Annotated in this window: 22 protein-coding genes; 17 read left to right on the top strand and 5 right to left on the bottom strand. The window is 69.2% G+C overall.

The window, feature by feature from the left end; genetic code table 11:
* Window positions 1-54: 54 nt before the first annotated feature.
* Window positions 55-1,140, top strand: a complete 1,086-nt coding sequence (locus AB0H36_RS38805; RefSeq protein WP_360535389.1) for a class I SAM-dependent methyltransferase — start codon at window positions 55-57, stop codon at window positions 1,138-1,140.
* Here AB0H36_RS38805 and AB0H36_RS38800 read toward each other — a convergent pair.
* Both AB0H36_RS38800 and AB0H36_RS38795 read right to left on the bottom strand, forming a co-directional pair.
* Window positions 1,125-1,931, bottom strand: a complete 807-nt coding sequence (locus tag AB0H36_RS38800) for a TrmH family RNA methyltransferase (RefSeq protein WP_360535387.1) — start codon at window positions 1,929-1,931, stop codon at window positions 1,125-1,127. The genes AB0H36_RS38805 and AB0H36_RS38800 overlap by 16 nt on opposite strands.
* A gap of 32 nt (window positions 1,932-1,963) precedes the next feature.
* Window positions 1,964-3,040 carry a LacI family DNA-binding transcriptional regulator gene (locus AB0H36_RS38795; protein ID WP_360535385.1) on the bottom strand — a complete coding sequence of 359 codons (1,077 nt, stop codon included), beginning with the start codon at window positions 3,038-3,040 and terminating at the stop codon, window positions 1,964-1,966.
* 212 nt (window positions 3,041-3,252) lie between these two features.
* Here AB0H36_RS38795 and AB0H36_RS38790 point away from each other — a divergent pair, with 212 nt between their 5' ends.
* Genes AB0H36_RS38790 through AB0H36_RS38740 form a run of 11 tightly spaced genes read left to right on the top strand, consistent with a single transcriptional unit; the run spans window position 3,253 to window position 16,857 of the window.
* Complete coding sequence (locus AB0H36_RS38790) at window positions 3,253-4,542, top strand: ABC transporter substrate-binding protein (RefSeq protein WP_360535383.1); 1,290 nt, start codon at window positions 3,253-3,255, stop codon at window positions 4,540-4,542.
* Window positions 4,539-5,489 carry a sugar ABC transporter permease gene (locus tag AB0H36_RS38785; protein ID WP_360535381.1) on the top strand — a complete coding sequence of 317 codons (951 nt, stop codon included), beginning with the start codon at window positions 4,539-4,541 and terminating at the stop codon, window positions 5,487-5,489. The genes AB0H36_RS38790 and AB0H36_RS38785 overlap by 4 nt, the downstream gene beginning before the upstream one ends.
* A complete protein-coding gene (locus AB0H36_RS38780; protein ID WP_360535379.1) occupies window positions 5,476-6,357 on the top strand; it encodes a carbohydrate ABC transporter permease in 882 nt (293 codons plus the stop codon). The genes AB0H36_RS38785 and AB0H36_RS38780 overlap by 14 nt, the downstream gene beginning before the upstream one ends.
* A 22-nt stretch (window positions 6,358-6,379) precedes the next feature.
* Entirely contained in the window at window positions 6,380-7,144 is a 765-nt protein-coding gene (locus tag AB0H36_RS38775) for an SDR family oxidoreductase (protein ID WP_360535377.1), read from the top strand.
* Window positions 7,132-8,841 (top strand): heparinase II/III family protein, encoded by a 1,710-nt coding sequence (locus AB0H36_RS38770; protein WP_360535375.1) that lies wholly within the window; start codon window positions 7,132-7,134, stop codon window positions 8,839-8,841. The genes AB0H36_RS38775 and AB0H36_RS38770 overlap by 13 nt, the downstream gene beginning before the upstream one ends.
* Window positions 8,841-10,763, top strand: coding sequence for a heparinase II/III family protein (locus tag AB0H36_RS38765; RefSeq protein ID WP_360535373.1), 1,923 nt, complete (start codon window positions 8,841-8,843; stop codon window positions 10,761-10,763). The genes AB0H36_RS38770 and AB0H36_RS38765 overlap by 1 nt, the downstream gene beginning before the upstream one ends.
* Window positions 10,760-11,329, top strand: a complete 570-nt coding sequence (locus tag AB0H36_RS38760) for a hypothetical protein (protein WP_360535371.1) — start codon at window positions 10,760-10,762, stop codon at window positions 11,327-11,329. Before AB0H36_RS38765 ends, AB0H36_RS38760 begins: the two co-directional genes overlap by 4 nt.
* A gap of 34 nt (window positions 11,330-11,363) precedes the next feature.
* A complete protein-coding gene (locus tag AB0H36_RS38755) occupies window positions 11,364-12,416 on the top strand; it encodes a right-handed parallel beta-helix repeat-containing protein (protein ID WP_360535369.1) in 1,053 nt (350 codons plus the stop codon).
* Window positions 12,416-13,540 carry a GDSL-type esterase/lipase family protein gene (locus AB0H36_RS38750; protein ID WP_360535367.1) on the top strand — a complete coding sequence of 375 codons (1,125 nt, stop codon included), beginning with the start codon at window positions 12,416-12,418 and terminating at the stop codon, window positions 13,538-13,540. Before AB0H36_RS38755 ends, AB0H36_RS38750 begins: the two co-directional genes overlap by 1 nt.
* Window positions 13,541-13,550: 10 nt before the next feature.
* Window positions 13,551-15,866, top strand: coding sequence for a polysaccharide lyase 8 family protein (locus AB0H36_RS38745; protein WP_360535365.1), 2,316 nt, complete (start codon window positions 13,551-13,553; stop codon window positions 15,864-15,866).
* A 10-nt stretch (window positions 15,867-15,876) separates the two neighbouring features.
* Entirely contained in the window at window positions 15,877-16,857 is a 981-nt protein-coding gene (locus tag AB0H36_RS38740) for an acetylxylan esterase (RefSeq protein WP_360535363.1), read from the top strand.
* Here AB0H36_RS38740 and AB0H36_RS38735 read toward each other — a convergent pair.
* Entirely contained in the window at window positions 16,820-17,398 is a 579-nt protein-coding gene (locus AB0H36_RS38735; protein WP_360535361.1) for a hypothetical protein, read from the bottom strand. The genes AB0H36_RS38740 and AB0H36_RS38735 overlap by 38 nt on opposite strands.
* A 38-nt stretch (window positions 17,399-17,436) precedes the next feature.
* Between AB0H36_RS38735 and AB0H36_RS38730 the strand changes: the two genes are divergently transcribed.
* Window positions 17,437-17,634, top strand: coding sequence for a hypothetical protein (locus AB0H36_RS38730; protein ID WP_360535359.1), 198 nt, complete (start codon window positions 17,437-17,439; stop codon window positions 17,632-17,634).
* Window positions 17,635-18,065: 431 nt separating this feature from the next.
* Here AB0H36_RS38730 and AB0H36_RS38725 read toward each other — a convergent pair whose 3' ends face one another.
* Window positions 18,066-19,064 carry a LacI family DNA-binding transcriptional regulator gene (locus AB0H36_RS38725; RefSeq protein ID WP_360535357.1) on the bottom strand — a complete coding sequence of 333 codons (999 nt, stop codon included), beginning with the start codon at window positions 19,062-19,064 and terminating at the stop codon, window positions 18,066-18,068.
* A 173-nt stretch (window positions 19,065-19,237) separates the two neighbouring features.
* Here AB0H36_RS38725 and AB0H36_RS38720 point away from each other — a divergent pair, with 173 nt between their 5' ends.
* From AB0H36_RS38720 to AB0H36_RS38705, 4 genes are all read left to right on the top strand, one after another.
* Window positions 19,238-21,124, top strand: coding sequence for a beta-L-arabinofuranosidase domain-containing protein (locus AB0H36_RS38720; protein ID WP_360535355.1), 1,887 nt, complete (start codon window positions 19,238-19,240; stop codon window positions 21,122-21,124).
* 2 nt (window positions 21,125-21,126) lie between these two features.
* Window positions 21,127-22,437, top strand: a complete 1,311-nt coding sequence (locus AB0H36_RS38715; RefSeq protein ID WP_360535353.1) for an extracellular solute-binding protein — start codon at window positions 21,127-21,129, stop codon at window positions 22,435-22,437.
* Between the two features lie 76 nt (window positions 22,438-22,513).
* Entirely contained in the window at window positions 22,514-23,467 is a 954-nt protein-coding gene (locus tag AB0H36_RS38710; protein ID WP_360535351.1) for a sugar ABC transporter permease, read from the top strand.
* A 3-nt stretch (window positions 23,468-23,470) separates the two neighbouring features.
* Window positions 23,471-24,301, top strand: a complete 831-nt coding sequence (locus AB0H36_RS38705; RefSeq protein ID WP_360535349.1) for a carbohydrate ABC transporter permease — start codon at window positions 23,471-23,473, stop codon at window positions 24,299-24,301.
* Between the two features lie 579 nt (window positions 24,302-24,880).
* Here AB0H36_RS38705 and AB0H36_RS38700 read toward each other — a convergent pair.
* Complete coding sequence (locus AB0H36_RS38700) at window positions 24,881-25,309, bottom strand: SRPBCC family protein (protein WP_360535347.1); 429 nt, start codon at window positions 25,307-25,309, stop codon at window positions 24,881-24,883.
* Window positions 25,310-25,775: the final 466 nt, after the last annotated feature.

Here is a 25,775-nt window from a genome sequence, read left to right as displayed (position 1 = left end):
GCCTCCCTGGTAGAGGCAGCGCACGAGGCGCTGCCAAACACCAGGGAGCACATCATGAGTACCTTGCTGGAGACCAGCGCACCGTCCGCGGCCGAGGAACTGTCCGGTCGTCTCTTCCTGCAGACGCTCGGCGCCGTTGAGTTGCTCAACGTGTACTTCGGCGTCGAGCTGGGCTTGTACCGATCGCTGTCGTACGACGGCCCGGCGACGGCCGCCGTACTGGCGCAGCGAACCGGGCAGGACCTCCGCTACACGCAGGAATGGCTCGCACAGCAGGCTGTTGTCGGGCTGTTGACGGCCGGTCCGGACGCGGAGTTCGGACTTGCCGACGGCGTGCGCGAAGCCTTGGTCGACGAGGTCAGCCCGTTCTACGTGGGCGGTATGGCCTACATCGCGCCGGCGATCGGTCGTGCCCTGCCCGCGCTGGTCGCCGCCTTCCGGACCGGGGACGGCGTGCCCTATCCGGAGTACGGCGCCGAGGCGGTGACTGCTCAGGAGGCGCTGAATCGACCGGCGTACGAGACCGCGCTGATCGAGGACTGGCTGCCGCAGATCCCCGACATCCAGGCCCGGCTCGCCGACAGCACTCGTCCGGCCCGGGTCGCGGACCTCGGCGCCGGGGTGGGCTGGGCGGCGATCCGGCTCGCGGAGGCGTTCCCGCAGGTCCGCGTCGACGGGTACGACCTGGACGAGGAGTCGATCGCCCGCGGGCGCCGGTACGTCGCCGATCGCGGGGTCGCCGACCGCGTCGACCTGGCGGTCGCCGACATCACCGAGCCGCTGCCGCGCGACGGGTACGACGTGGCGTTCTTCTTCGAGTGCCTGCACGACCTGCCGCACCCGGTGGCGGCGCTCGCGGCCGCCCGCCGGGCCGTTTCGCCGGGTGGCTCGGTGATCGTCATGGAGGAACGTGTCGCCGAGACCTTCACCGCACCGGGTGACGAGGTCGAGCGCTTCATGGCTGCGGCCGGGACCCTCTGGTGCGTCCCGCAAGGCCGCACCGACGCGGCCTCAGAGGTCATAGGCCCGCTGGGCATCCGGCCGGCAGTGATGCGGCACCTGGCTGAGTCCGCGGGTTTCCAGACGGTCGAGACCCTCGCCATCGACCACCCGTTCTGGCGCTTCTACCGGCTCGGCTGAGAGCGTTGCCGCGAGACCTCGTAGAGGACAGCCGTCGCCGCGTTGGCCGCATTCAGTGAGCTGGCTGAGCCGGTGATCGGGATGCGGACCAAGGCATCGGCGGCTTCCTTCCAGGCGGTGCTGAGGCCTGCGGTCTCGTTGCCGATCAGGAGAAGGGTCGGCTGAGTGAGGTCGTAGTCGAAGACGTCGACGGAGCCGTGCTCGTCGGTCCCCACGATCACAATCGGTACGTCGGCCGAGCGCCGTACCCACTCGATCACCTCGCGATGCGACGGCACACGTACGGCGGGGACGCCGAAGAGCGACCCGGTCGTCGCGCGCACCGCCTTGGGGTCGTAGATGTCGGCGGCGTGTCCGGTGACGATCACACCGTGCGCGCCGAAGGCGTCCGCGGACCGGATGACCGAACCGATGTTGCCGGGCCCGGTCGGCCGGTCGAACACCACGCCGAGGAAATCCGGCCGGACCGGGATCCGGTCCAGGTCGTCGGGCGGCATCTCCAGCACCGCGACCACCTCGGCGTCCTTCTCACCGAGCTCGGCCAGCAACTCCGGCTCCATCGCCACCCGCTCGACCCCGGGCAGTCGCTGGTACAGCTCCTGCGCCCAGCGCGACAACGGCCGGGATGCATCATGAATGACCGTCCGCACCGGCCATCCGTTGTCGACGGCAACGGAAATCGGCCGCACGCCCTGCACCAGGAACTCACCGGCCCGATGCCGCTTGGTCCGATTGGTCAGGTACGACTGCCACACCTGAAACCGCGCGTTCCGAGCCGAGATCCGCTGCACCCGACCACCCTACGTCGCACCTGACCCAGTGCTCAGGCCACCGGCGGCGCCGTCGACTCCCGGACAATGAGCTCCGGCCGAAACAGCAGCGACTGCCCCTGGGTCGGCCCGGAGTCGTCCAGCCGGGCCCGCAGCTGGCTGAACGCGGCCGCGGCCATCTCGCGCATCGGCTGCCGGACCGTCGTCAGCGTCGGCGCATACAGATCGGCGAGCACGATGTCGTCGAACCCCACCACCGAGACGTCCTTGCCGACCTCGAGCCCGCCGTCGCGCAGCCCCCGGCACACCCCGAGCGCGCACATGTCGTTGATCGCGACGATCGCCGTCGGCGGCTCGTCGAGGGCGACCAGCTCAGCAGCGGCCGCACGCCCCAACTCGGAGGCTTCGACGTCACCGAAGTCGTCAGCCCCCGTGCCCGTCGGCGCCCGCAACGCCTCCGCCGGGTCGATCCCGGCCTGCTCGAGCCCGGCGACGAACCCGCGGTACCGCTCCTTGCGGTTCACACTCGCGAGCGCCCCGGAGACGAACGCGAGCCGCCGGTGGCCGAGGTCGGTCAGATGCTGCGTCGCGAGCTGGCTGCCGATGGCGTTGTCGACGCTGATGCTCACGAGTGACGCCGGATCGCCGGCCTGCGACGTCCGGTCGAACGCCACCAGCTGCAACCCGCGGTCGACCAGCGGCAGCACGTGCTCGAGTGAAGGCAAGGACGAGCAGAGTACGACGCCGTGCACACCGTCGGCCCAGAGCTCGTCGATGTAGTCGCGCTCGCGACGTGGATCGCGCTCGGAATTGCAGAGCAGCACGTGGTAGCCCTCGGCCAGCGCCGCGGACTCCAGGTGCCGGGCGAGCGCGCCCCAGAACGGGTTGCCGACCGACGGAACCACGAGTCCGATCGTCGTGTTCCGGCCGGTGCGCAGCTGCCGCGCGGCCCGGTTCGGCCGGTAGCCGAGTTTGTCGATGGCGGTCTCGATCCGCTGCCGGGTCTCCGGCAGCATCCGGTGGTTCCGCCCGTTCAGCAGGTTCGACACCGTGCTCGGCGAGACGCCTGCCTCGGTCGCGACCTGCTGGATCGTCACCTCACCCATGCCCACCCGCGCATTCTTCCTCACCGTTCGCCCCGTGCCCTGCCATGTCGCAGTGTAACGATGCATCACAGGACACCGAAAGTCCAGCAGAAGTCCGGCAGCGGTGACCTCTTGACTAGCGCGAGAAACCGTTCCTAGCATGCGGTGCATCGTTGCACCAGTCCGCATCAGCAGCGCCGCTCCGGCTGGTAGATCGTTGCACCACTCCACTTCCGCAGCACCACGAAAGGCGCGCCATGGAGTACTCCCGTAGATCAGTCCTGTCGGCCCTCGGCCTCGGCGCGTTCGCCGCGGCCACCGGGTGTTCCGCGGCGCCGTCCGACGCCGGCCAGGCGGCCGCCGACGGACCCGCCGAGGGGGAGATCACGCTGCTCACCCCGATCTTCGAGGGCAGCACCGGCAAGCAGTTGCTGGAGGGCAAGCTGCTGCCCGCGTTCAAGCAGCAGAACCCGAACGTCACGGTCAAGGTCGACTACACGACGTACGCCGCGCTGAACGAGAAGCTCACCACCGGCCTGGCCGGCGGCCTGATGCCGGACGTGGTGATGCTCGGCGTCGGCTGGATCCCACCGTTCGCGCACAAGAAGGTGCTCGCGCCGCTGCCGGACTCGCTGGCCACCCGTTTCGACTACGAGGACCGGGTCCTCGAGCCGTCCCGGTACGACGGCAAGCTGTACGCGCTCCCGTTGGTGCTGGACACCCGGATCGTCACCTATCGCAAGGACATGTTCGCCGAGGCCGGGATCAAGCAGCCGCCGAAGGACTGGGCCGAGCTGCGCGCGATGGCCAAGGAGCTGGCCCGGACCGACGGCTCCGGCAAGCTCACCCGGGTCGGGTTCGACCCGTTCTCGATCGATCTGCGGCAGTGCTGGGAGACCTTCCTGTTCGCCAACGACGGCAACCTGTTCGACGAGTCCGGCCAGGAGGTGCGGTTCAACGACGAGCGCGGAGTCGAGGCCTTGCAGCTGTTCCTCGATGTCCTCAAGGACAAGTCGGGCGACTTCTCGTTCAAGACCGCGGCCGGTCAGCCGAGCACGCTGGCGCAGGGCCGCTCGGCGATGATGATGGCCAACAACTCCCTGTGGGTGCAGCTGCAGCAGCAGAACCCGGAGCTGCTGAAGGAGGACAAGGTCGGCGCGTTCATCCTGGCGAACCGGGTGCCCGCGATGCTGCAGGGCGGGACCCTGGTGGCCCGCTCCGCCTCGACCAAGCACGCCGCCGCCGCGCAGAGTCTGGTGGAGTTCATGGGCACCCCGGAGACGATCCTGCCGACCGCCCAGCAGCGCGGCTCGGTGCCCGGCGTCCAGGATCTGCGGACGTCGGACTACGTGCAGAACAACGGCTTCGTGAAGCTTGCCCTGGACAACATGAGCAAGGCCCGATCCGAGGGCGGTACGGCGGCCTGGATGGAGATCCGGGAGAAGATCAAGACCACGCTGGAGACCGCCGTGGTCGGTCAGCGGACCGCGAAGGAAGCGATCGACGAGCTGGCGAGCCTGAGCAAGGAAGCGATCTCCCGGCTGTGAGCGGAACGATGTTGACGACGCCGGAGCGGGTGCGCGACGCCGTACCCGGTCCGGCCCCCACCCCGCCGGGGCGCCGGCTGTCGCGAGGCCGGCGCCGGGCCGGCCTGCTGATGGTCGCGCCCGCCCTGCTGCACTCGCTCGTCTGGATCGGCATCCCGCTGGTCGCGGCGGTCGTGCTGAGCTTCACGTCGTACGACGTCCTGACGCCGCCGCGGTTCGTCGGGCTGGAGAACTTCCGCGACCTGCTCGGCGACGACGTGTTCCGGAGGGCGGTGCTGAACACCAGCGTCTACACGTTCTTCACGGTGCCGGTGGCGATGTCGATCGCGCTGCTGATCGCGCTGATGCTGAACACGAAGCTGACCGGCCGGGCGATCTTCCGGACCGCGATCTTCATCCCGCAGGTGACCGCGACGATCGCGGTCGCGCTGGTCTGGCTGTGGATCTACGACCCACGCAGCGGCCTGGCCAACGCGGTGCTGTCGTTCCTCGGCCTGTCCGGGCCGAACTGGCTGTCCTCGACGGACTGGGCGATGCCGGCCGTGATCGTGGTCGGCATCTGGCAGGGGATCGGGCTGAAGATGCTGATCTACCTGGCCGCGCTGCAGAACCTGCCGGCCGAGCTCTACGAGGCGGCGTCGGTGGACGGCGCCTCGAAGGTCCGGCAGTTCTTCAGCCTGACCGTGCCGCTGCTCAAGCCGGCCACCTTCTTCGTCTTCGTCACCTCGGTGATCGGCGCGTTCCAGTCCTTCGACCAGGTGTACATCCTGACCGACGGCGGTCCGGCGAACAGCACCACGATGATGACCTACGAGATCTACAAGTCGGCGTTCCGGGAGTTCCGGATGGGATACGCCTGCGCGCAGAGCCTGGTGCTGTTCGCGCTGCTGCTCGTCCTGACCCTGGCGAACCGGCGGATCACCGGAGGCGACCGTGCCGGCCGTTGACGCCGTCCGGCGGGTCCGGGCCGGCCGGATCGCGCTGTACCTGACGCTGACCGCGATTGCGGTGGTGATGATCGTCCCGTTCGTCTGGATGCTGCTCACCTCGGTGAAGACCCCGGCCGACATCGCCGCCACCCCGGTCCGGCTGCTCCCGACGGAATGGGCCTTCGGCAACTATGCCGACGCCCTCGACGCGGCGCCGTTCGCGACGTACGCGCGGAACAGTTTCGTGATCGCATTCAGTCACACCGTGCTGAACGTGGTGATCGCGTCGATGGCCGGATACGCGCTGGCCCGGTTGCGGTTCCGCGGCAGCACGCTGATCTTCCTCGGCTTCGTCGGGGCGCTGATGATCCCGACGTACACGAAGATCCTGCCGGAGTTCCTGATCGTGCGGTTCATGCCGCTGTTCGGCGGCAACGACATCACCGGCCAGGGCGGCACCGGGTGGCTGGACACCTGGTGGGCGCTGATCATCCCGGGTGCGGTCAGCCCGTTCTCGGTGTTCCTGTTCCGGCAGTTCTACCTCGACCTGCCGGTGGAGCTCGAGGAGGCAGCCCGGCTGGACGGCCTGGGGGAGCTGGGCATCTACGCCCGGATCATGACGCCGCTGGTGAAGCCCGCGTTCATCACCGTCGCGCTGCTCACCTTCGAGGGGTCGTGGAACAACTTCCTCTGGCCGCTGCTGGTGACCAAGAGCGACAACCTGCGGGTGATCCAGGTCGGGCTGTCGGTGTTCCGGACCGAGAACGACACCCAGTGGGCCTTCCTGATGGCCGGCACCACGCTGGCCACGGTCCCGATGGTGGTGCTGTTCCTGATCGGCCAGCGCTACTTCGTCCAAGGTTTCGCGACCGCGGGCATCAAATGACACAGTCGAAGGAGAGCAACCTATGACCGAGGAACTGCAGGGCACGCGGGCGCTGGTGACCGGGGCCGGACACGGCATCGGCCGCGGGATCGCGCTCGGCCTGGCGGCTGCCGGAGCGGACGTGGTGGTCCACTACGGCAGGTCCGCGGACGCCGCCGCGCAGACCGTCGCCGACGTGGAGGCGCTCGGCCGGAAGGCGATCGCCGTCGGCGCCGACGTCACGAGTACGGCGGAGGTCGACCGGCTGCTGGACGAGACGATCGCGTTCCTCGGCGGGCTCGACGTCCTGGTCTGCAACGCCGGCCACCTGATCGGCCGGGTCAAGGTCGAGGAGATGACCGACGAGCACTTCCAGCAGGTCGTCGACGTGAACCTCGGCGCGACCTTCCGCACCACCCGGGCCGCGATCCCGCACCTGGCCCAGTCCGCCAATCCGCGGATCGTCACGATGGCCTCGCTGGCCGCGCACAACGGCGGCGGACCGGGCTCGGTGATCTACGCGGCGGCCAAGGCCGGGATCCGCGGGTTCACCAAGGGCCTGGCCAAGGAGCTCGGTCCGCAAGGCATCACGGTCAACTCGGTCGCACCCGGGTACATCGCGGAGACGGCGTTCCACCAGACCTTCTCGACCGAGCAGGCCCAGGCGAACATGGTCGCCGCGACCCCGATCGGCCGCCCGGGCCAGGTCGAGGACGTGGCGAACGCAGTCCGCTTCCTCGCACTGCCGTCCTCGGGCTACCTGACCGGGATCACCATCGACATCGACGGTGGCACATGGCCGCGTTGACCGGGCATCCACCGGCTGAGCGCGGCGGCTGGTGGCACGAGTACGTCTGCCCCGCGCACGGTGTCGAGCTCGAGCACGTCGGGTTCGAAACCGGTGAGTTTCCGGCGGGCGGCGTACCGTGCGCGCACGGCTGCCACGTCGACACCGAGGCGGTGCGCGGCGCCTGGCGGGTGCTCGCGCACCACTGGTGGGCGCGACGGATCCGGCTGCTCTCGTACAACGGCGGTGGTGCCGAGCTGCTCACGTCGTACGCGCGGCTCTACCTGGAGCTCACCAAGGCCGGTGAGCATGAGCAGGCGCAGGGCTGGATGCAACGCGGGCGGCTCTTCCACCAGGCGCTGACCGATGCGGTCTGGGGTGTGCCGATCGCGCACGCCATCGCGAACCTCGCCGGTCGCGCCGACCTCACCGAAACCCTGCCGATGCTCGACGACATGGTCGCCGGAGCCCGGCGGGCCCGCGACGCGATGGTTGCCCAGGACAAGTTCTCGTCGAACTACACGGCCTGGTTCAACGCGCTGGGCACGACGGCGAGCCAGGCCGCGGCTGCCGTGCGCGGCGAGGAGTGGGACGCGGAGAAGGAGTGGCTGACCGGTGAGCACGGCCAGTTCGCGCACCTCGACGTGTCGACCGGCGAGGACGGCTGGGAGTGGGAGGCGAGCACGTACTACCACGGCTTCGTGCTGCGGGCGTACCTGCTGAGCCTGCGCGGCTTCGACCCGGCGCAGGTGCCGGACCGGCTCGAAGCGATGATCGGTGCGCTCGCCGGGATCGCGACCGACGGCGGCATCCTTCCGGCGCTGCACGACGGCCCGTACCGTCGGGTGCCGCTCGCCCTCGAGTGGCTGGAGATCGTTGCCCTCGCCCGGCAGTTCACGACCGGGCACGGGCTGGACGCAGTAGCTGATCGCGCGCTTGCAGAGGTCGGCGCTGGGTACGACGGACTCGAGGACAAGCTGACCGGCTGGTTCGCCAGACCACCGCGATCAGGCGCGGTGTCACCCAAGCCGCTCACCGGCTCGTATGCGGTGACCCGCGTCGGCGGGATCCACGCGATCCTCGACCACGGGCCACACGGCGGCTCGCACGGGCACCACGACAAACTCGCGCTCTACCTGTACGGCGCGACGACGCCGTGGCAGCCGGATCCGGGGCAGGTGCCCTACGGCCATGCTGAGTGGCGCCGGCACTACAAGTCCGCGGCAGCGCACCCTACGATCCGCATCGACGGCCTGGAACCCGCGGAAGCCACCGGCACCGTGCGGACAACGCCGTCATCGGTGACCGCCGAGGTCAGCGACTGGTATCCCGGCGTCCAGGCGACACGGCAGGTGATCGCGGGCGACGGCTATCTCGTCGACCTCGTTCGGGTGACGGCGGATCGCGAGCGGGAGATCGTCCTGCAATTCCGGCCGGACGTGGAGCTGACGGTGGAAGTCACGCCGGAGGTGGTCCGCACCACGTGGTCAGGTGATGAGACGTTGTACGGCTACCACTTCGCGGACGCGGTCCCGGTGACGCGACCCGGTCCCGGTCCGGCCGACGACCCGCAGCGGACTCGGACCGCCCTGGACTGGACTGCTGTCGGCACCGACGCGACCTTCTGTTCCGTCTACTCGACCACTCCCGTGGACGTCGAGGTGACCGGCGACGTGCTCACTGTCGACGGTCACGAGCACCGGATCGGAGGGCGCTGATGCTGATCGAGCATCGCCTCGACGAACTACGGGACGGACTCGACGGCCGGCACGCGGCCCGGTGGCGCCGGTTGCGTGAGCAGTGCGACGGGTACCGCACTCAGACTCCGCCGGCCGAGCACCCGTCGGCGAGCATCACATACCTCGGTCCGGCCGCCGCGAACCTGGCGCTTGCCTACCGGCTCACCGGCAACCCCGGCTACCGGGCCGAGGCCGCCCGCTGGATCTCCGCGGCGATCGGCTTCCCGCACTGGGGCAAGGCGCACATGCCGGACCACGACCTCGACGCCGGCTGGCTGCTGCACGGGTTGTCGCTGGCTTCGACCTGGCTCGGTGACGACTTCGAGGACGCCGACGAACTGCGCGCAAAGCTGGAGCTGCAAGGCACTCGGCTGTACGAGTTCGCCGTCGAATCCGAGGGCTCCTGGTGGAGTTCGTCGTACTGGCAGAACCACAACTGGATCTGCTACACCGGCCTGGCGGCCGCCGGGTACGCGCTCGGCCGGACGGAGTGGACCGAGCGCGCGAAGGCGAACTTCGCGACGGTGATCGATCTGCTGCCGGCCGACGGGTCGGACATGGAAGGCGTCGTCTACTGGCGGTACGGCGTTCCGTGGTTGGCGACGTACCTGGATCTGCTGCAGGACCGGGAAGGCCTGGACTGGTGGGATCGGTGCCGATTCCTGGCGAACACGTTCTCCTACCGGCTGCAACAGTGTGCGCCGGGATTCGAGGAGAACATCGACCACGGTGACTGTCACGACCGGCGCAGCGGCCACAGCGTCGCCCTGTACTACAAGCTCGCGGCGGCCTACCGGATCGGTGAGGCGCAGTGGCTTGGCGAGCTCGTCGCTCACCGGTTCTTCTGGCGGGAGGCGTACGCGAGTGGTGTGAAGCCAGGCGTCATGCCGGAGGCCTACCTGGAGCTGCTCTGGTACGACGAGTCCGTGCAGCCCGTGCCGCCGGAGAAGAGCACACCGCTGTCGGCGTACTTCCCGGACCTCGGCCTGGTGACCGCGCGGACCGGTTGGGACGATGACGCGACGATGGTGTCGTTCAAGGCGTCCCCGGGTGGCGGGCACCAGGCCTGGGAGACCTCACACCGTCTGGACGCCGAGCGTGGATGGGATACGTTGAGCGCCGGGCACCACCATCCGGACGCGGGGTCGTTCGTGCTCACCTCCCGAGGCTCGTTCCTGGCCGTCGACGAGGGCTACAGCAATCGGAAGCGGGCCGGCGACCACAACCTGATCCTGGTCGACGGCCACGGGTTCGCGGACGAGGATCGGTACCACGTCTACAAGGGCGCGCCGTACGAGCGCCAGGCGCGGATGGTCGACCTACTCGCGGCCGATGGTGTGGTGCACGCGACGGCGCAGATCGCGGCGATGTACCCGGCCGAGCTCGGCATCACGCGACTCGACCGCACGCTCGTGTTCACCCCGGCAGGCCGATTGGTCCTGGTGGATCGATGTGCCGCAGCGGAGCCGCGTGACTGGACGCTGCTCCTGCACGCGGACTGGCCGATCGAGTACGGCGACGAGATCGTGCTGCGATCCGGATCCGCGCAGGCTTGGGTCCGCCTGCACACGCCGCTGACCGTCGAGTTCGCCGTGACCGAAGTCGAGGCGAACCCGACGTCGAGCACCCCGAGCCTCCGGCTGACCCGCACCCTTCACACGCTGCGAGCCACCGCCGAACACCGGACGACGGCGACGCTCGTCACGACCGTCGAACCGACCTCGGCGCTCCGGCCCGCGCCGCCAACGGCTCGTCGGCTCGACCTCACACGCGGGGTCGGCATCACCTTCGACGAGGAAACCGTCCTGTTGGCGGACGACGACGGGGTGATCGAGGGCGAGGGCATCGCGGCGCAGGCGAAAGCCGTGATCCGGTCCGCGGACCGCAGGATCACGGTATGACCCGGCGGGCGCTCGACTGGCTGGGCTGGCTCGCCAGTCCAGTGCTGGCGGGTGCGGCGTTCTCGATCGTGTGCCTCGGCGTGGTGACCTGGTTGCCGGCGCTGGCGGCGGTCGGGTTCGCGCTGAACCGCTGGCGGACCGATGGCGACACGCGGTGCTTCGCCGGGGTGTTCACCGGATGGCGCCGGTACTGGCGTCCGCTGCTGCCACACTCCATCGCCGTGACCGTCGCGGCTCTGGTTGCTGCCTGCAACTTGTCGTTCCTGGCCGGACACTCCGGTCCGATCGTCGTTGCGTTGTTCATGATCCACGTCGGCTTGATCGCGGCTGCGGTCACCTATCACCTGGCGCTGGCCGTCAGCGCCGGCCGCGCTCCAGGTGGCTCGCCGGCCGAGTGGCGCCGTACTGCGTTCCAGCTTGCCTTCACGTCGGTGCCTCGCGGCACTGCTCTGCTCGGCGCGGCCGTCGCCGCGCCGGTCTTCTCGCTCGTCGTTCCGGCGGGCCCGCTACTCCTTGGCACCACCGTTCCGGTCCTGGTCGGCCTGCTCGTCGCCGACCACGCATAGTTCCGCCCCGACCGCCCCAACAAGGAGGACCACCATGTCCAGAGCTGTCCCGATCCTGCTGCTCAGCGCCGCGCTGGCGCTCCCCGCCGTACCGGCGCACGCCGCGACCGACTACTACGTCTCACCCTCCGGCAGCGACTCCAACTCCGGTACGTCGTCCGGAGCGCCGTTCGCGACCATCCAGAAGGCCCTCGACACCGCGCCCCGGGACGCGACCGTGCACCTTGCCTCAGGCACCTATCTCCAGGACGCCGTGACCATCCGCTCCGGGGTCACGATCACCGGCCCGGCCACCGCGGTGGTCAAGGGTGCCGGCAACTCACGGATCTTCCAGGTCCGGCACGACGGCGTGACGCTCGACGGCTTCACCATCGACGGTCTGCACGGATCGTCGTCCAGCGCCTCCCGCTACCGGGACAAGTTGATCTACGTGATGAGCACGAGCCCGGGCGACGGCGTCGGCACGTTGACGATCAGCGACATGACGCTGAAGAACGCCGGTGGCGAGTGCGTGCGGCTCCGGTACCTGGTGACCAACGCCGACGTGCACGACAACACGGTCGGGCCGTGCGGGATCTTCGACTTCAAGTTCGCCGGTGGCGGGAAGAACGGTGAGGGCATCTACGTCGGCACGGCGCCCGAGCAACAAGGTGAGAACGGCGCCCCGGACGACCAGCCGGACCGGAGCCGGAACAACCGGATCCACCACAACACGATCGCGACCGCGGGCAACGAGTGCGTGGACGTGAAGGAGAACGCGACCGCGAACATCGTCGAGTACAACGACTGCTCCGCGCAGAAGGACCCGAGCTCGGGCGGCCTCGACGCCCGGGGGAGCGGCAACACCTTCCGCTACAACACGATCCACGACAACACGGGCGCCGGCGTCCGGCTCGGCGGCGACACCGAGACCGACGGCATCGACAACGACGTGTACGGCAACACCATCACCGGCAACGCGGCCGGCGGCATCAAGTTCATGCGCACACCGCAGGACCAGATCTGCGGCAACACGATGTCCGGCAACACCGGCGGCAACTCCGTCGGCACGTACGGCGCCGACTTCAACCCCACCGCGGCCTGCTGATGCCGACTCCGTCCCGCCGGGTGGTCCTCGGTGGCGCACTCGGTGGATTGGTCGGCGGGACGGTTGTCGACGCAACCGTCACGGCTGCCGCGGCGTCGCCGCGTCGCAGGTGGGTCACCAGTTGGGCGACCGCTCAGACCGCCCCGACTGCCACCGACGCCGACGCCACAACCGGCTTCACCGACACCACGATCCACAACACCATCCACTTGTCAGCCGGGTCGTCGGGTGGTTTGCGGCTCCGGTTCGCCAATCCGTTCGGGGCTCAACCCATCGTCATCGGTTCGGTCTTCGCCAACGGGACTGCGGTGCTGTTCGGCAGGGAGAAGGAAGTGCTGCTTGCGGCCGGAGCGACGGTCGTGAGTGATCCCGTGGACGTGGTGGTGCCGGACGGCGGCGATCTGCAAGTCAGCATGTACCTGCCCGGTCCGACTGGCTCGGTGAGCTTCCACCGGAACGTGCACGCCACCGGCCTGATCGGGGATCGGCCGACGAAGTCGGTCTTCCTGCTCAACGGCGTCGACGTACGAGCCGACGGCCGCCGGTCGCTCGCGGTCCTCGGTGACTCGATCACCGAGGGAGTGGGGACACCCGACGACGCGAACCTACGCTGGCCGGATCAGTACGCCGCCCGCTTCCGCCACCGCCCGGCCGTCGCGAACCTGGGGATCAGCGGCAACCGCCTGCTGCTCGACGACGCCCGGTTCGGTCCGAGTGGACAGGCACGGTTCGACCGCGACGTCCTCGCGTTGCCCGGACTCCAAGCAGTGCTCGTGTTTCTCGGCATCAACGACATCCAGCAACCACCGAGCCAGACCGACCCGACCCGCCTGCTGGTTGGCTACGAGCAGCTCGCCCGGCGCGCCCGTGACCACGATCTCGAGGTGCTCGGCGCGACCATCGGCCCGTTCGAGGGCTGGATCCGCTACACCGAAGCCCTCGACCACGTCCGCCACCAGGTGAACGCCGTACTCCGATCCGGACGTATCTTCGACCGAGTCGTCGACATCGACGCCGTACTGCGGGATCCGTCCGACCCGGCCCGGTTGCGGCCGGCCTTCGACAGCGGCGACGGCCTGCACCCGAACGCCGTCGGCGCGAAGGCGATCGCCCTGTCTCTTTGAGAGGACTCCTATGTCAGACCTCACCCTCCGCCGGCGCACGGTCCTCGGCGGGATGATCGGCTCCGCGGCGCTGTTCGCCGTACCGGCAACTTCCTGGGCGGCCGGCCCGACCGACGAGCTGCGCCTGCGCTGGCACACGTTGCTCACCGGTGGACCGACCGTCGACCCCGCCGACCCGGACCTCGCCGTCGCGATCGCCCGGATCGACAAGGCCGCCCGCTCCGCCCTCACCACGCTCGACCGGTCCGCGACACGTACGACGCTCTGGCCGGACCTCGCCAGTACGACGCTGTCCAACCACGTCGCCTCGAACTTCCGCCGGATCAAGCAGCTCGCGGTCGCCTGGGCCACGAACGGCTCGGCGTACGCGGGCAACGCGAGCGTCGCCGCGGACATCCTCGGCGCGCTCGAGTGGATGCACACGAACCGCTACAGCCCGACGCTGCCGCGGTACGACAACGACTACGACTGGGAGATCGGCGCGGCCGGAGCCTTCGCCGACACCCTCGTCCTGCTGTACGACGCGATGCCGGCCGACCTGCGGACGACGTACACGACCGCGATCAACCACTACACCCCGGACCCGAACCTCTGGCGGGCCAACCGGCAGATCGCCACCGGCGCGAACCGGGTCTGGATCGCCACGGTCGTCGCCGTCCGGGCCGTGCTGGACGGCGACACCGGCGCGTTGACCCGGGTCCGGGACGCGATCAGCGATGTCGAGGGCGACGGCGCGAACAGTGTGCTCGCGTTCAACGACGCACCCGGCCGGACCGACAACGGCACCGGCGAGGGCTTCTACAGCGACGGCTCGTTCCTCCAGCACTACAAGCACCCGTACAACGGCGGCTACGGCAAGGAACTGCTCGGCACCTTGTCCTCACTGCTCTACCTCCTCGGTGGCACGCAGTGGACCGTGACCGATCCGGACCTCGACAACATCTACCGCTGGATCGACGACGCGTTCGATCCGTTGATGGTCCGCGGCGACATGATGGGTTCGGTGTGCGGCCGCGAGATCGCACGACCGAGCAAGCAGAACCACGCGCCGACCCAGACGATCATCGAGGGAACGCTCCGGCTGATCCCGGCCGCGCCGGCCGAGCGCGCGACCCGGCTCATCGCGCTGGTGAAGCAGTGGATCACCGAGGACACGTTCCGCGACTTCCTGGCGGTCACCGACCCGGCCTCGCTGGTCGCGGCCCGGGCCGTCCTGGCGTGGGCCACGCCGGCGCGTGGTGCGCTCGTCGTACACAAGCAGTACCCGCGGATGGACAAGGTGGCGCATCACCGGCCGGCGTTCACCGTCGGGTTGAGCGCGTACTCGTCCCGGGTCTACAACTACGAGTCGATCCAGACCGAGAACCTGCACGGCTGGCACCTGTCCGACGGGATGCTGCAGGTGTACGACGACGACCTCGGCCACTACTCGGGCGACTACTGGCCGACGGTCGACCCCTACCGGTTGCCGGGCACAACGGTCGACACCCGCAGTCTGGCCGACTCGTACGGCTTCCGCACCACGAGCGATGCCGACTGGGTCGGAGGTACGGCGGTCCCCGGCCGGACGATCGGCGCCTACGGCATGGACCTGCGCGGGTACGGAACCGGCCTAACCGCCCTGAAGAGCTGGTTCCTGATCGACGACGTCCTCGTCTGCCTCGGCTCCGGCATCACCGGTGAGGGCGCGGTCGAGACGATCGTGGAGAACCGCAAGCTCCGGATCGGCGACGAGACGTTCACCGCCGCACCCGGTTGGTGCCACCTGGCCGGCACCGGCGGCTATGTCTTCCCTGACCGCACACCCGTCCGCACGCTCCGGGAGAGCCGTACGGCGACCTGGCGTGAGATCAACCTCAAGTACGGCACCGACACGCCGGTCACCAGGCCGTACCAGACCGTCTGGATCGACCACGGCACCGCGCCCGTTGCCCAGGGCTACTACTACGTGCAGCTGCCCACGGCCACGCTCGAGGCGACCAAGACCTTCGCCTGCCGGCTGCCGGTCACTCGTTTGCGCGCGGACACGACAGTGCATGCGATCCGGCTGCGCAACGTTCTCGCGGCGAACTTCTGGACGGCCGGCGTGGTCGCCGAGCTCAGCACCGACGGCCCGGCGTCCGTCGTAGTTGCCGCTGGCAAGGTCGCCATCTCGGACCCGACCCAGCAGCGTTCGTCGTCGGTCACAGTCGAACTCGCCAAGCCCGGTCTCCGCCTGGTGTCGGCCGACGCCGGCGTCCAGGCGACCCGCACCGAGTCCGGCTGGCGCCTGGTCGCTGACACTGCAAACCGCCACGGCGCAACCCTGACCGCTACCTTCCGCTGAGGAGAACCCAATGCTGGTTGACATGCCCCTGGACCGGTTGCGTGAGTACCGGCCGGAGCCCGAGGAGCCCGCGGACTTCGACGCGTTCTGGAAGCAGACGCTGACGGACGCGGCCGGGCACCCGATCGACGCCACGTTCGAGCCGTACGCCGCGCGACTGGCGACCGTGGACGTCCAGGACGTGACGTTCAGCGGCTGGGGCGGTCAACCGGTCAAGGCGTGGCTGCTCCTGCCACGTCATCGGAGCGGACCGTTGCCCGCGGTCGTGCAGTACATCGGCTACAACGGCGGCCGCGGCATCCCCTACGAGTGGCTGACCTGGAGTGCGGCCGGGTACGCGCACCTCGTGATGGACAACCGCGGCCAAGGCGGTGGTGGCAAGACCGTGGCGGACACTCCGGACATCGCGCCGGACGGCCACGGCTCGTCGTCACCCGGCTTCCTCACCCGAGGCATCGAGGATCCCCGTAAGCACTACTACCGGCGGCTGATCACGGACGCCGTGCGCGCAGTCGACGCGGTGAAGAGCCATCCGGACGTCGACAGTTCTCGCGTCGCCCTGGTCGGAGGCAGCCAAGGCGGTGGGCTCGCGTTGGCGGTCGCCGGTCTGCGCGACGACGTGTCCGCTGCGATTGCCGACGTACCGTTCCTGTGTCACTTCCGGCGGGCGTCGCAGATCACCGACAACGGGCCGTACGCCGAGATCGCCCGCTGGCTCAAGGGACACCGCACCGGTATCGAGACCGCGATGAGCACGCTGTCGTACTTCGACGCGGTGAACTTCGCCGCCCGAGCGACCTGCCCGGCCTGGTTCTCGGTCGCGCTGATGGACAACATCTGCCCGCCGTCCACGGTCTTCGCGGCGTACCACCGGTACGGCGGTCCGGCGCAGCTCGAGGTGTTCACCTACAACGGCCACGAGGGCGGCGCGGAGTACGACCTGCCGCGCAAGCTCAGCGCGCTCGGCGGCGTCCTCGGGGGCGGCCTCTGAATCCGGCCGCGAGCCACAGGATCAGTGCTGGTAGCCAGATCAGCAGCAGCCAGGGAGCCCGCCACCAGCCGGAGTTGCCTTTGAGCTCCGGCTGGTCGCTGCCTACGAGTGGGCGTGCGGAGAGGGACCAGGCCAGGAAGGCGTCGCCGATCGGGACCTGGCCGAGGGCGTAGCGCTTCGTCTTCAGGCCGCTGATCGGGAGGCCGAGCAGGTCGCCTTCGCGGGCGAGACGGTCGGCCAGCGGATCGTGCGCAACTCTGGCGGCGCCCATCGTGACCACGGTCGCCGACAGGCTGATCCCGAGAATCAGCGGGCCGGAGTCCACATCGCCCGGCCCGCCGACGCCCTTCGGATACTCGCGAACGCCGAAGCCGGCGACGAACTTGTCCCGGAAGATCTCGTACTGCGCCCGTGCGAACGCCGGGTCGATCTCCACCAGGAACCGCTGGATCATGCTCTGCGACGTCGCCCGCGCACCGACCGACTCCGGCTCGACCTGATGCGGCAGCAGGCCGGTCGCCGGGTCGAGCTTCGTCTTCACAGCGGCCAGCCAGCGTTCCGTGGTCGAGCCGAACCGCGGTGCGACGAGGGCGTCGTACGCGCAACGAGGCGATCGCGACCGTCGAGTCGACCGGCCAGGCCTGGCCCGGATACGCCTGCAGGAACGGCGTTTTCGCGGTCCGGAACGCGGTCGCGAGCTCTACCGAGGCCCGGGTGAAGTTGTCGATCTCGGCTGCGTCGGCGTGCTTCAACGCGATGACCCCGGCGCGCAGGTAGTTCGTCCAACCGGCGTGGAAGACGCCGTACTTCGGTCGCAGTGAGGAGTCGAAGACCGCAGTCCCGTCCGGCGACTCCAGCCGGTCGAGGGCCCACCGTGCCTCACCGGCCGCATCGACCGACCGGGAAGGATCGGCGAGGCCGACCTGGACCCAGGTCAGCCCGTACAGCGCGTTGAGGAAGAAGTAGCCCTCCGGGAACTGTTGCTGCGCGGCGTGGTCGGCGCCGTCCTCGATCTCGGCCCGCAGGAACGCGAGCTGCTTGACCACGCCGCCGGTGGGATCGGTCCGGGGCAGCACCAGGCGCGCGGTGCCCACCCCCGCCACCAGCGTGGCGATCACCGCGAGACCGATCAGGAGCTTGCGCAGCACCCGGTGAATCTACCGAGGCCAGACGGACAATGGCGGTCCGCCGAGCGACCATCTGGTGACTCAGGTGCCGAGCGTCGACTCCCGGGTCACCAACCGGGTCGTCAGCGCCATCACGCCGGGATGCGCCGAGCCCGCGATCGCGTCCAGCAGCAGATTGGCGGTACGGCGGCCGAGCTCCTCCAACTCGAGATCGACAGTCGTCAGCGGCGGCCGGCTGGCGAGCGCCATCACCGACCAGTTGTCGTAGCCGGTGACCGCGATGTCGTCGGGGACGGACCGGCCGAGCTCACGGAGCCGGTCGCACACCCCGCGGGCGATCTGGTCGCTGCCGCACGAGATCGCGTCGACGTCCGCCGACGTACGCAGCAGGACGTCGACCGCATGCCGGCCCCAGCGTTCGCTCCACTCGCCGTGCAGCGGTTCGCCGACCAACGCATCGCCTGCCGTCGCGACTGTGGCCGCGGCCCGGACCTGGGCACTGTGGTGGGACGACGGCCCGGTGATGTGCGCGATCCGCCGACGGCCGAGGCTGAGGAGGTGCTGCACAGTCGACGCGGCGCCGCCGTTGTCGTCCACGATCACGGACGTGTCGGCCGGATCGGTGGACGGGCTGAACGCGTAGACGACGGGAATCGGTACGTCGATCGGCACCCGCGGCTCGGTCCGTCGCCCGGTGACGATGATGCCGTCCACCCGCCGGGACACCAGCGAACGCAGGTAGTGCTGCTCGCGCAGCGGGTCGTCGCGGGTGTCGCAGAGCAGCAGGCCCATCTCGCCCGCGCTGAGCGCGTCCTCGGCGCCGAGCATGATCGGGATGCTGAAGCGTCCGGAGCTGTCGGTGGTGATCAGGCCGACTGTGAAGCTGCGCCCGGACGACAGCGCGCGGCCGCGGCTGTCCGGCGTGAATCCGAGCTGCTCGGCGGCACGCCGTACCCGCTCCCGGGTCTCCTCGCGGAGCTGACCGGTGTCGTTCAGCGCCTTGGACGCCGTACTCGTGGAGACGCCTGCCAACGCGGCCACATCGGTGATCCGGGGCAGCGAGGGACCACGTGACGCCATCCGGCAACTCCTTTCCGAACTTTCCGGAAACAGTACAGCACGAATCCCGGCTTGTCCGGATTTCGCCAGGTCCCAGGGGTTGACCAGGTCGGCTCGCGTCTCTAGCTTCGTCAAGGAAAACGTGTTCTGGATTTTCCGTGTTCCTTTCCGTGACCCCCTCAGGAGCTTCCCCTATGAGTGCTTCCCCGGACGCAGTCACCACCTCCCGGAGTCCCGCCGCGAGCACGCGCGGCCGCTGGCAACCACTCGGCCTCGGCCAGGCCACGATCACCGGCGGCTTCTGGGCGCCCCGCCAGGCCCGCAACGGCGAGAGCGCGATCCCGAGCGGCCAGGACCAGCTCGAGACGGCCGGCAACCTGCAGAACCTCCGGCTCGCCGCGGGGCTGCGTAGGACCGAGGGCGAGGGTGAGGGCGAGGCGATCGGCCCGGTGTTCGCCGACTCCGACGTCTACAAGTGGCTCGAGGCCGCCGCCTGGGAGTACGGCCGGAACCCGAGCGAGGAGCTGCTCTCGCGCCAGCGCGAGATCACCGCGATCGTCGCCGCCGCCCAGCAGGACGACGGCTACCTCGACTCGGTCGTCCAGCTCAGGTACGGCGACGAGGGTCGCTACAAGCAGCTCGTCTGGAGCCACGAGCACTACTGCGCCGGTCACCTGATCCAGGCCGCGGTCGCCCAGGTCCGCTGCACCGGCGACCGCGAGCTGCTCGAGGTCGCGACCAAGATCGCCGACCACCTGGTCGCCACCTTCGGCGACGGCGAGGGCCAGACGGTCGACGTGGACGGTCACCCGGTGATCGAGATGGCGCTCGTCGAGCTGTATCGAGAAACCGGTACGGCGGCCTACCTCGACCTGGCCAAGTGGTTCGTCGAGGCGCGCGGCCACGGGATCATCAAGGAGCACGGCCACGAGCCGACGTACTTCTCCGACCGGCTCCCGGTCCGCGAGGCGACCACGGTCGAAGGGCACTCGGTCCGCGCCGTCTACCTCGCGGCCGGCGCCGCGGACGTCGCGCTCGAGACCGGCGACACCGACCTGCTCGACGCGCTGAAGCGGCAGTTCGAGCACATGTGGTCGACGAAGACGTACGTCACCGGCGGGCTCGGCGCCCGCTGGGAGGGCGAGGCGTTCGGCGACGAGTACGAGCTGCCGCCGGACCGTGCGTACGCCGAGACCTGCGCGGCGATCGGCGGCATCCAGTGGGCCTGGCGGATGCTGCTCGCCACGGGTGAGGCGTCGTACGGCGATGCCATCGAGCGGATGCTCTACAACGGGTTCCTGGCCGGCGTCTCGCTGAAGGGGACCGAGTACTTCTACGTCAACCCGTTGCAGCTGCGCGGCGGCGCGCACCCCGACAACGGCCGCAGCCCGGCGCACGGCCGGCGCGGCTGGTTCGACTGCGCGTGCTGCCCGCCGAACATCATGCGCACCCTGGCCAGCCTCGACGGCTACCTGGCAAGCACGAGCGACGGCGTCGTCCAGCTCCACCAGTACGCGGCCGGCGTTCTTAGGGCTGATGATGTCGAGGTTCAGGTCGAGACTGCCTATCCCTGGGATGGCGCCGTCCGCATCACCGCCAACGCGCCCGCCGTTGTCGAGCTGCGAATTCCGGCCTGGGCCGAGGGTGCGACTGTCAACGGCAAGCCTGTCGAGGCGGGCACCTACGCTCGTGTCGAAGCTCAGGAGATCGACCTGCAGTTGCCGCTGGCAACTCGGGTGGTCGGGGCCGATCCGCGCGTCGACGCTGTACGTGGGTGTGTCGCGCTGGAACGCGGTCCGCTGGTCTACGCGGTGGAGCAGGTGGACAACGCGGCGAACGTCGACGACCTGTACCTGTTGCCTTCGGCATCGGTTGCCAGCAGCCACGAAGACGGTCTGCTGGACGGCGTCACGGTGCTGACGACCCGTGGCCGGATCGGCACCGGTCACCAGGGCGGCTGGCCGTTCACGTCGTCTGCTCAGGACGGGACCGGCGACGAGGTCGACGTGGTCGCGGTGCCGTACTACGCCTGGGCCAACCGCGAGATCGGCGCCATGCGCGTCTGGCTGCCCAGGACCTGATCATGCTGACCCGGCGGAAGTTCCTTGGTCTCACGGCTGCGGCGACCGCGGCCGGCGCCGTGCCGGGCTGCAGCTCCGTCCTGCCCGAACCCGACGTCCAGGCGGCGGGTTTCGGGCAGGACGCCACCGGCACCGTGCAGGTCTGGTGCCGAGCGGCCACCCAATCCGGTCTGACCGACCTGGTGAAGAAGTTCAACGCGTCCCAGGACCGGCTCACGGTCGAGCTGACCCCGGTGCTCGACGCCCAGTACGTGACCAAGCTGGCGACCGCGATCCGCGGCCGGGAGGTGCCGGACCTGGTCGACATCGACGACATCAACTCGATGCTGTTCATCTACCGCGACGCGTTCACCGACCTGACCGAACCTCTGCAGGCGCTGGACTACCGGGACAAGCTCAGCCCCGGCCACCTGCGGCTCGCGACGAAGGACGACCGGGTGTTCGGCGTGCCCTACCTGGCCGACAACTCGATGTTCTGGTTCAACACCGAGCTGTGCGACAAGGCGGACGTCGACCCTTCGCAGGCGATCACGTCGTTCGACAGTCTGCTCGACGCCGCGCGGAAGCTACGGAAGCTCGGCGACGACATCTACGCGTGGAGCTTCCCGGCGAACAGCCCCGGCGCTCTCGGCTTCGTCGTACAGCCGATGATCTGGGCCGCCGACACCGACCTGATCAAGGGCACGATCGGCGAGCAGTCCGGCGACATCGTCGGGAACGACGTGGTCCGGCAGATGCTCGAGCTGCACCGGCAGCTCTGGGTCGACGGCCTGGTGCCGCGGGCGAACTTCTCCGACGACGCGTCCCGGTGGGGCAGCGACTTCCGGGCCGGCAAGATCGGCATCTTCCCGTCCAACTACAGCGTGGTCGTGTCCGCGTCCGACGAGGCCTTCCACCAGAAGGTGACGCCCCGGTTGCTGTCCGGCCCGGACGGTGGGGCGGCCTTCTTCGACGGCGGCGACAACATGTGCATCCCGCGCGGGGCCCGCAACGCGTCCGGCGCCTGGGAGTTCGTCCGGTTCGCGCTGGACCTGCCGCAGCAGGTCGAGCTGCCGGCCGGCGGCTACACGCCGGTGCGATCGGACGCCCGGACCCCTGAGTTCGCGGAGAAGTTCCCGCTCGCGACGTTGCCGCTGGAGCGGATCTCGGAGGGGTACGCGCCGACCACGCTGTCCTACAACCTGCTCTACAACCAGCCGGACGGCCCGTGGCTGCAGATGTTCCGCCGGGCAGTGTTCGACGGCGAGCTGGAGGCCGCCATGAAGGAAGCCCAAAGCAACTTCGACCGCATCCTGGCCCAGGGGCAAGCATGAACGAGCGAAGCGAGTTCATCATCAAGCACTGCGTACCTTGTGCCTCATCGGCGCCCGGAGCGAAGCGAGGACGCCGATGAGTAGGGCGCTTCGGAGCTCGCATCGGCTCGATCCCGACGCCCGCAAAGCCAGTGCCGCCGCGCGCCGGCGGGTTGGGCAGGGGTCGCTGACCCATCCCTCGCGGACCGGGTTGTTGCTGGTGGCACCCGCCGTACTGTTCGTCGCTGTCTTCGTCCTGGTCCCGCTCGGGTTCGCGCTGGTGATCTCGCTGACCAACTGGCCGCTGATCGGCACGGTCAAGTTCAGCGGCGTGAAGAACTACACCGCGATCGTCTCCGACGCCGCGTTCGCGAAGTCGGTCCTCTACACCCTGCTCTACACGGTCATCGTGACCGGGCCGATCCTGGTGCTCGGCTACGCGCTCGCAGTCCTGGTACGGCGCAAGCGGCGCGGCTCCACGCTGTTGCGAACGATCTTCTTCCTGCCGTTCGTCGTCGGCCTGTCCACGCTGAGCTTCGTCACCGTCCTAGAGGCCCAGCCCGACAGCGGCGCGATCAACATCGTGCTCCGCACCCTCGGCATCACCGACGGCACCACGGCCTGGCTGGTGGACGGCCCGCTCGCGACCGGGCTCATCTGCGTGCTGGTGATCTGGGGTGTGTCCGGGCTGACGATGATGCTGCTGATGGCCGGCATGCAGGCCATCCCGCGCGAGTTCTACGAGTCGTCCGAGCTGGACGGGGCAACCTGGTGGCAGCAGGAGCGGGAGATCACAATCCCGGTGCTCCGCCGGACGATCGCGATGGCGGTGATCATCTCGGTGGTCGGCTCGCTGCTCGCGTTCACCCAGTTCTACATCCTGACCCGCGGCGGTCCGGGGACCGACACCACGACGGTCGTCCAGTACATCTACAACCGCGCCTTCGTGCAGCTCCAGCTCGGCGCCGCGACCGCGCTGTCCATCGTGCTGGTGGTGGTCGTCGGCCTCGTCACCGCCTTCCAGTTCTGGCTGCTCCGCGAGAGGGACTGACCGATGAGGCTGAAGAACATTCTGTACGTCGTCGGCGGTGGCGGTGCCTTCCTCGTCTTCGCCGTACCGTTGCTGTGGGCCCTGTTCCGCTCGGTGCAGCCGAACGACGTGATCGTCGCGGCGCCGGACCGGTCCACCTTCTTCCACCTGACGTTGGACAACTTCCGGACGCTGATCGAGGGTCCCGGCAACCTGATCCGGGCCGTTGGCAACAGTCTTGCCGTCGCGTTGAGCACGGCGGCGCTGACCGCCGTACTGGCGACGCTTGCGGGTTATGGCTTTGCACGGTTCCGGTTCCGGAGTGGGCCGTTGCTGTTCGCTTTGGTGGTGGTGTCGATGATGATCCCGTTCCAGGCGATCCTGACACCGCTGTATCTGGAGATGAACGTCCTCCGGTTGACCGACAGCCTCCTCGGGTTGGTGCTCTTCTACACCACGGTCAACCTCCCCTTCGGCGTCTTCGTGATGCGAAACTCCTTCGCCTCGGTCCCGGTCGAGCTCGAAGACTCCGCCCACGTGGACGGCTGCGGCACCCTCCGAATGATCGGCTCCGTCCTCCGCCCGCTGGTAACCCCCGGCGCCGCCACCGTCGCGCTCTACGCCTTCCTCGCTGCGTGGACCGAATTCCTCGGCGCTCTGACCTTCCTCACCAAAGACGAGCTCTACACGCTTCCCGTTGCCCTCGTAAATGTCCAGGCCGGCGCGTATGGCGAGGTGAACTTCGGCTCCTTGGTCGCCGGCTCGGTCATAGCCATGATCCCGTGCGTGGTCCTGTACGTAGCCCTACAACGCTTCTACGTCTCAGGCTTGGCTTCCGGCGCTGTCAAAGGTTGATGTGGTCGACCCCACGCGCCCGCTACGCCTGCTCCTGCGTCGCGTGCTCGCCGGTCGCTCCCATCCACCCTCGGTCTGCGCGCTGCCGCACGCACTTGCAGGCTGCCGTCTGCACTCGACTGCGGGCGCGGTCGGGTGGCCGGGAGCACTTGAACGACTGCTGTGGTCGACCCCACGCGCCCGGCTACGCCCGCTCCTGCGTCGCGTGCTCGCGTTCGCTCCCACCCACCCTCGGTTTCCGCGCTGCCCCGCGCATTTGCAGGCTGCCGCCTGCACTCGACCGCGGCGTGGTCGGGGCGACCGCGAGCACTCAAACGACTCCTGTGCCGTGAGTGCTGTGGTTAGCCCACGCACCCGGCTACGCCCGCTCCTGCGTCGCGCGCTCGCGGTCGCTCCCACCACCCTCAGCTTGCGAGCTGCCGCGCGCCTGGGCGGGCTGCCGCCCGTACTTGTGGTCGAGAGTGACCGCGAGTCGCGGGAGGACTCAGATGCTGTGCACCGTGACAGCTCGCGGTCGGGGTGCTGTGCTCGCCCATGCGAGTTGTCGAACGCCAACCGTCCAACGGCTTCGGACTCGGTCTACGTGGTTGAGGTCTCGGCGGCCTTCTTGATGGAGGCGGCTTCGGTCTCGACGTACTGCTTGGTCAGCGAGCGTGTCATCAGCCAGCCGACTCCGGCCAGTGGACCGGAGACCGTCACGGTGAGCGTCAGTTGGCTTCCGTCGGGGTGCGGCTCGACGACGTGGGTCGCGGTGACGGTGACGCCGGACGACTTGGAGTCCCAGGTGTACGACGATCCGTCAGTCAGCTCGGTGACCGTCCACACCGCCGTGGGCAGCCGCGGTTGCGCCAACCGTGTTCTCGATCCGACGGTCAGCGGTCCGTCGTCCAGACGCTCCACGGTCTCGACCATCGGGATTCGCTCGGGCCAGCGCTCAACGTCGACGACCACCGCCCACACCCGCTCGGGCGGCGCCGCGATCGTGATGCTGTGCTGCAGCCCAGCCATGCGGCGAGTCTACGACGGCACCCCGCGGGACTCGTGACACGCGGACGAGCCGGCGACGGTACGGCGGCACGCGTGGGAGCTGTAGCGCGTGGCCGAGCTGGCGGCGGTGCGCCGGCACGCGTGAGAGCTGCGGCACGTGGACGAGCCGGCAACGGTACGACGGCCCCGTGAGATCTGGGACATGGTCAGTGACGCGGTCGTGTTGCGGGCGAGCCGGCGTCGCGCCCTCGCGTGCTCGCTCGGCCATGCCAACCACGGGCATCCAGGCCGCCGAGAAGCCGGTGTGACCATGCCGCTGTTCAGTCCGGGCACGCAGGCGGGACCCCGCAGGAGGCACGCGGGTCCCCACGGCTTTGCCCCGCACGGCTTTGCCCCGCACGGCTTTGCACCCACGGCTTTGCACCCACGGCTTTGCACCCACGGCTTTGCACCCACGGCTTTGCACCCACGGCTTCCTCGGCCGGCT

This window comes from Kribbella sp. NPDC050820 (assembly GCF_040653975.1).
Classification (GTDB): domain Bacteria; phylum Actinomycetota; class Actinomycetes; order Propionibacteriales; family Kribbellaceae; genus Kribbella.
This window is presented reverse-complemented; position numbering and strand designations above follow the sequence as displayed.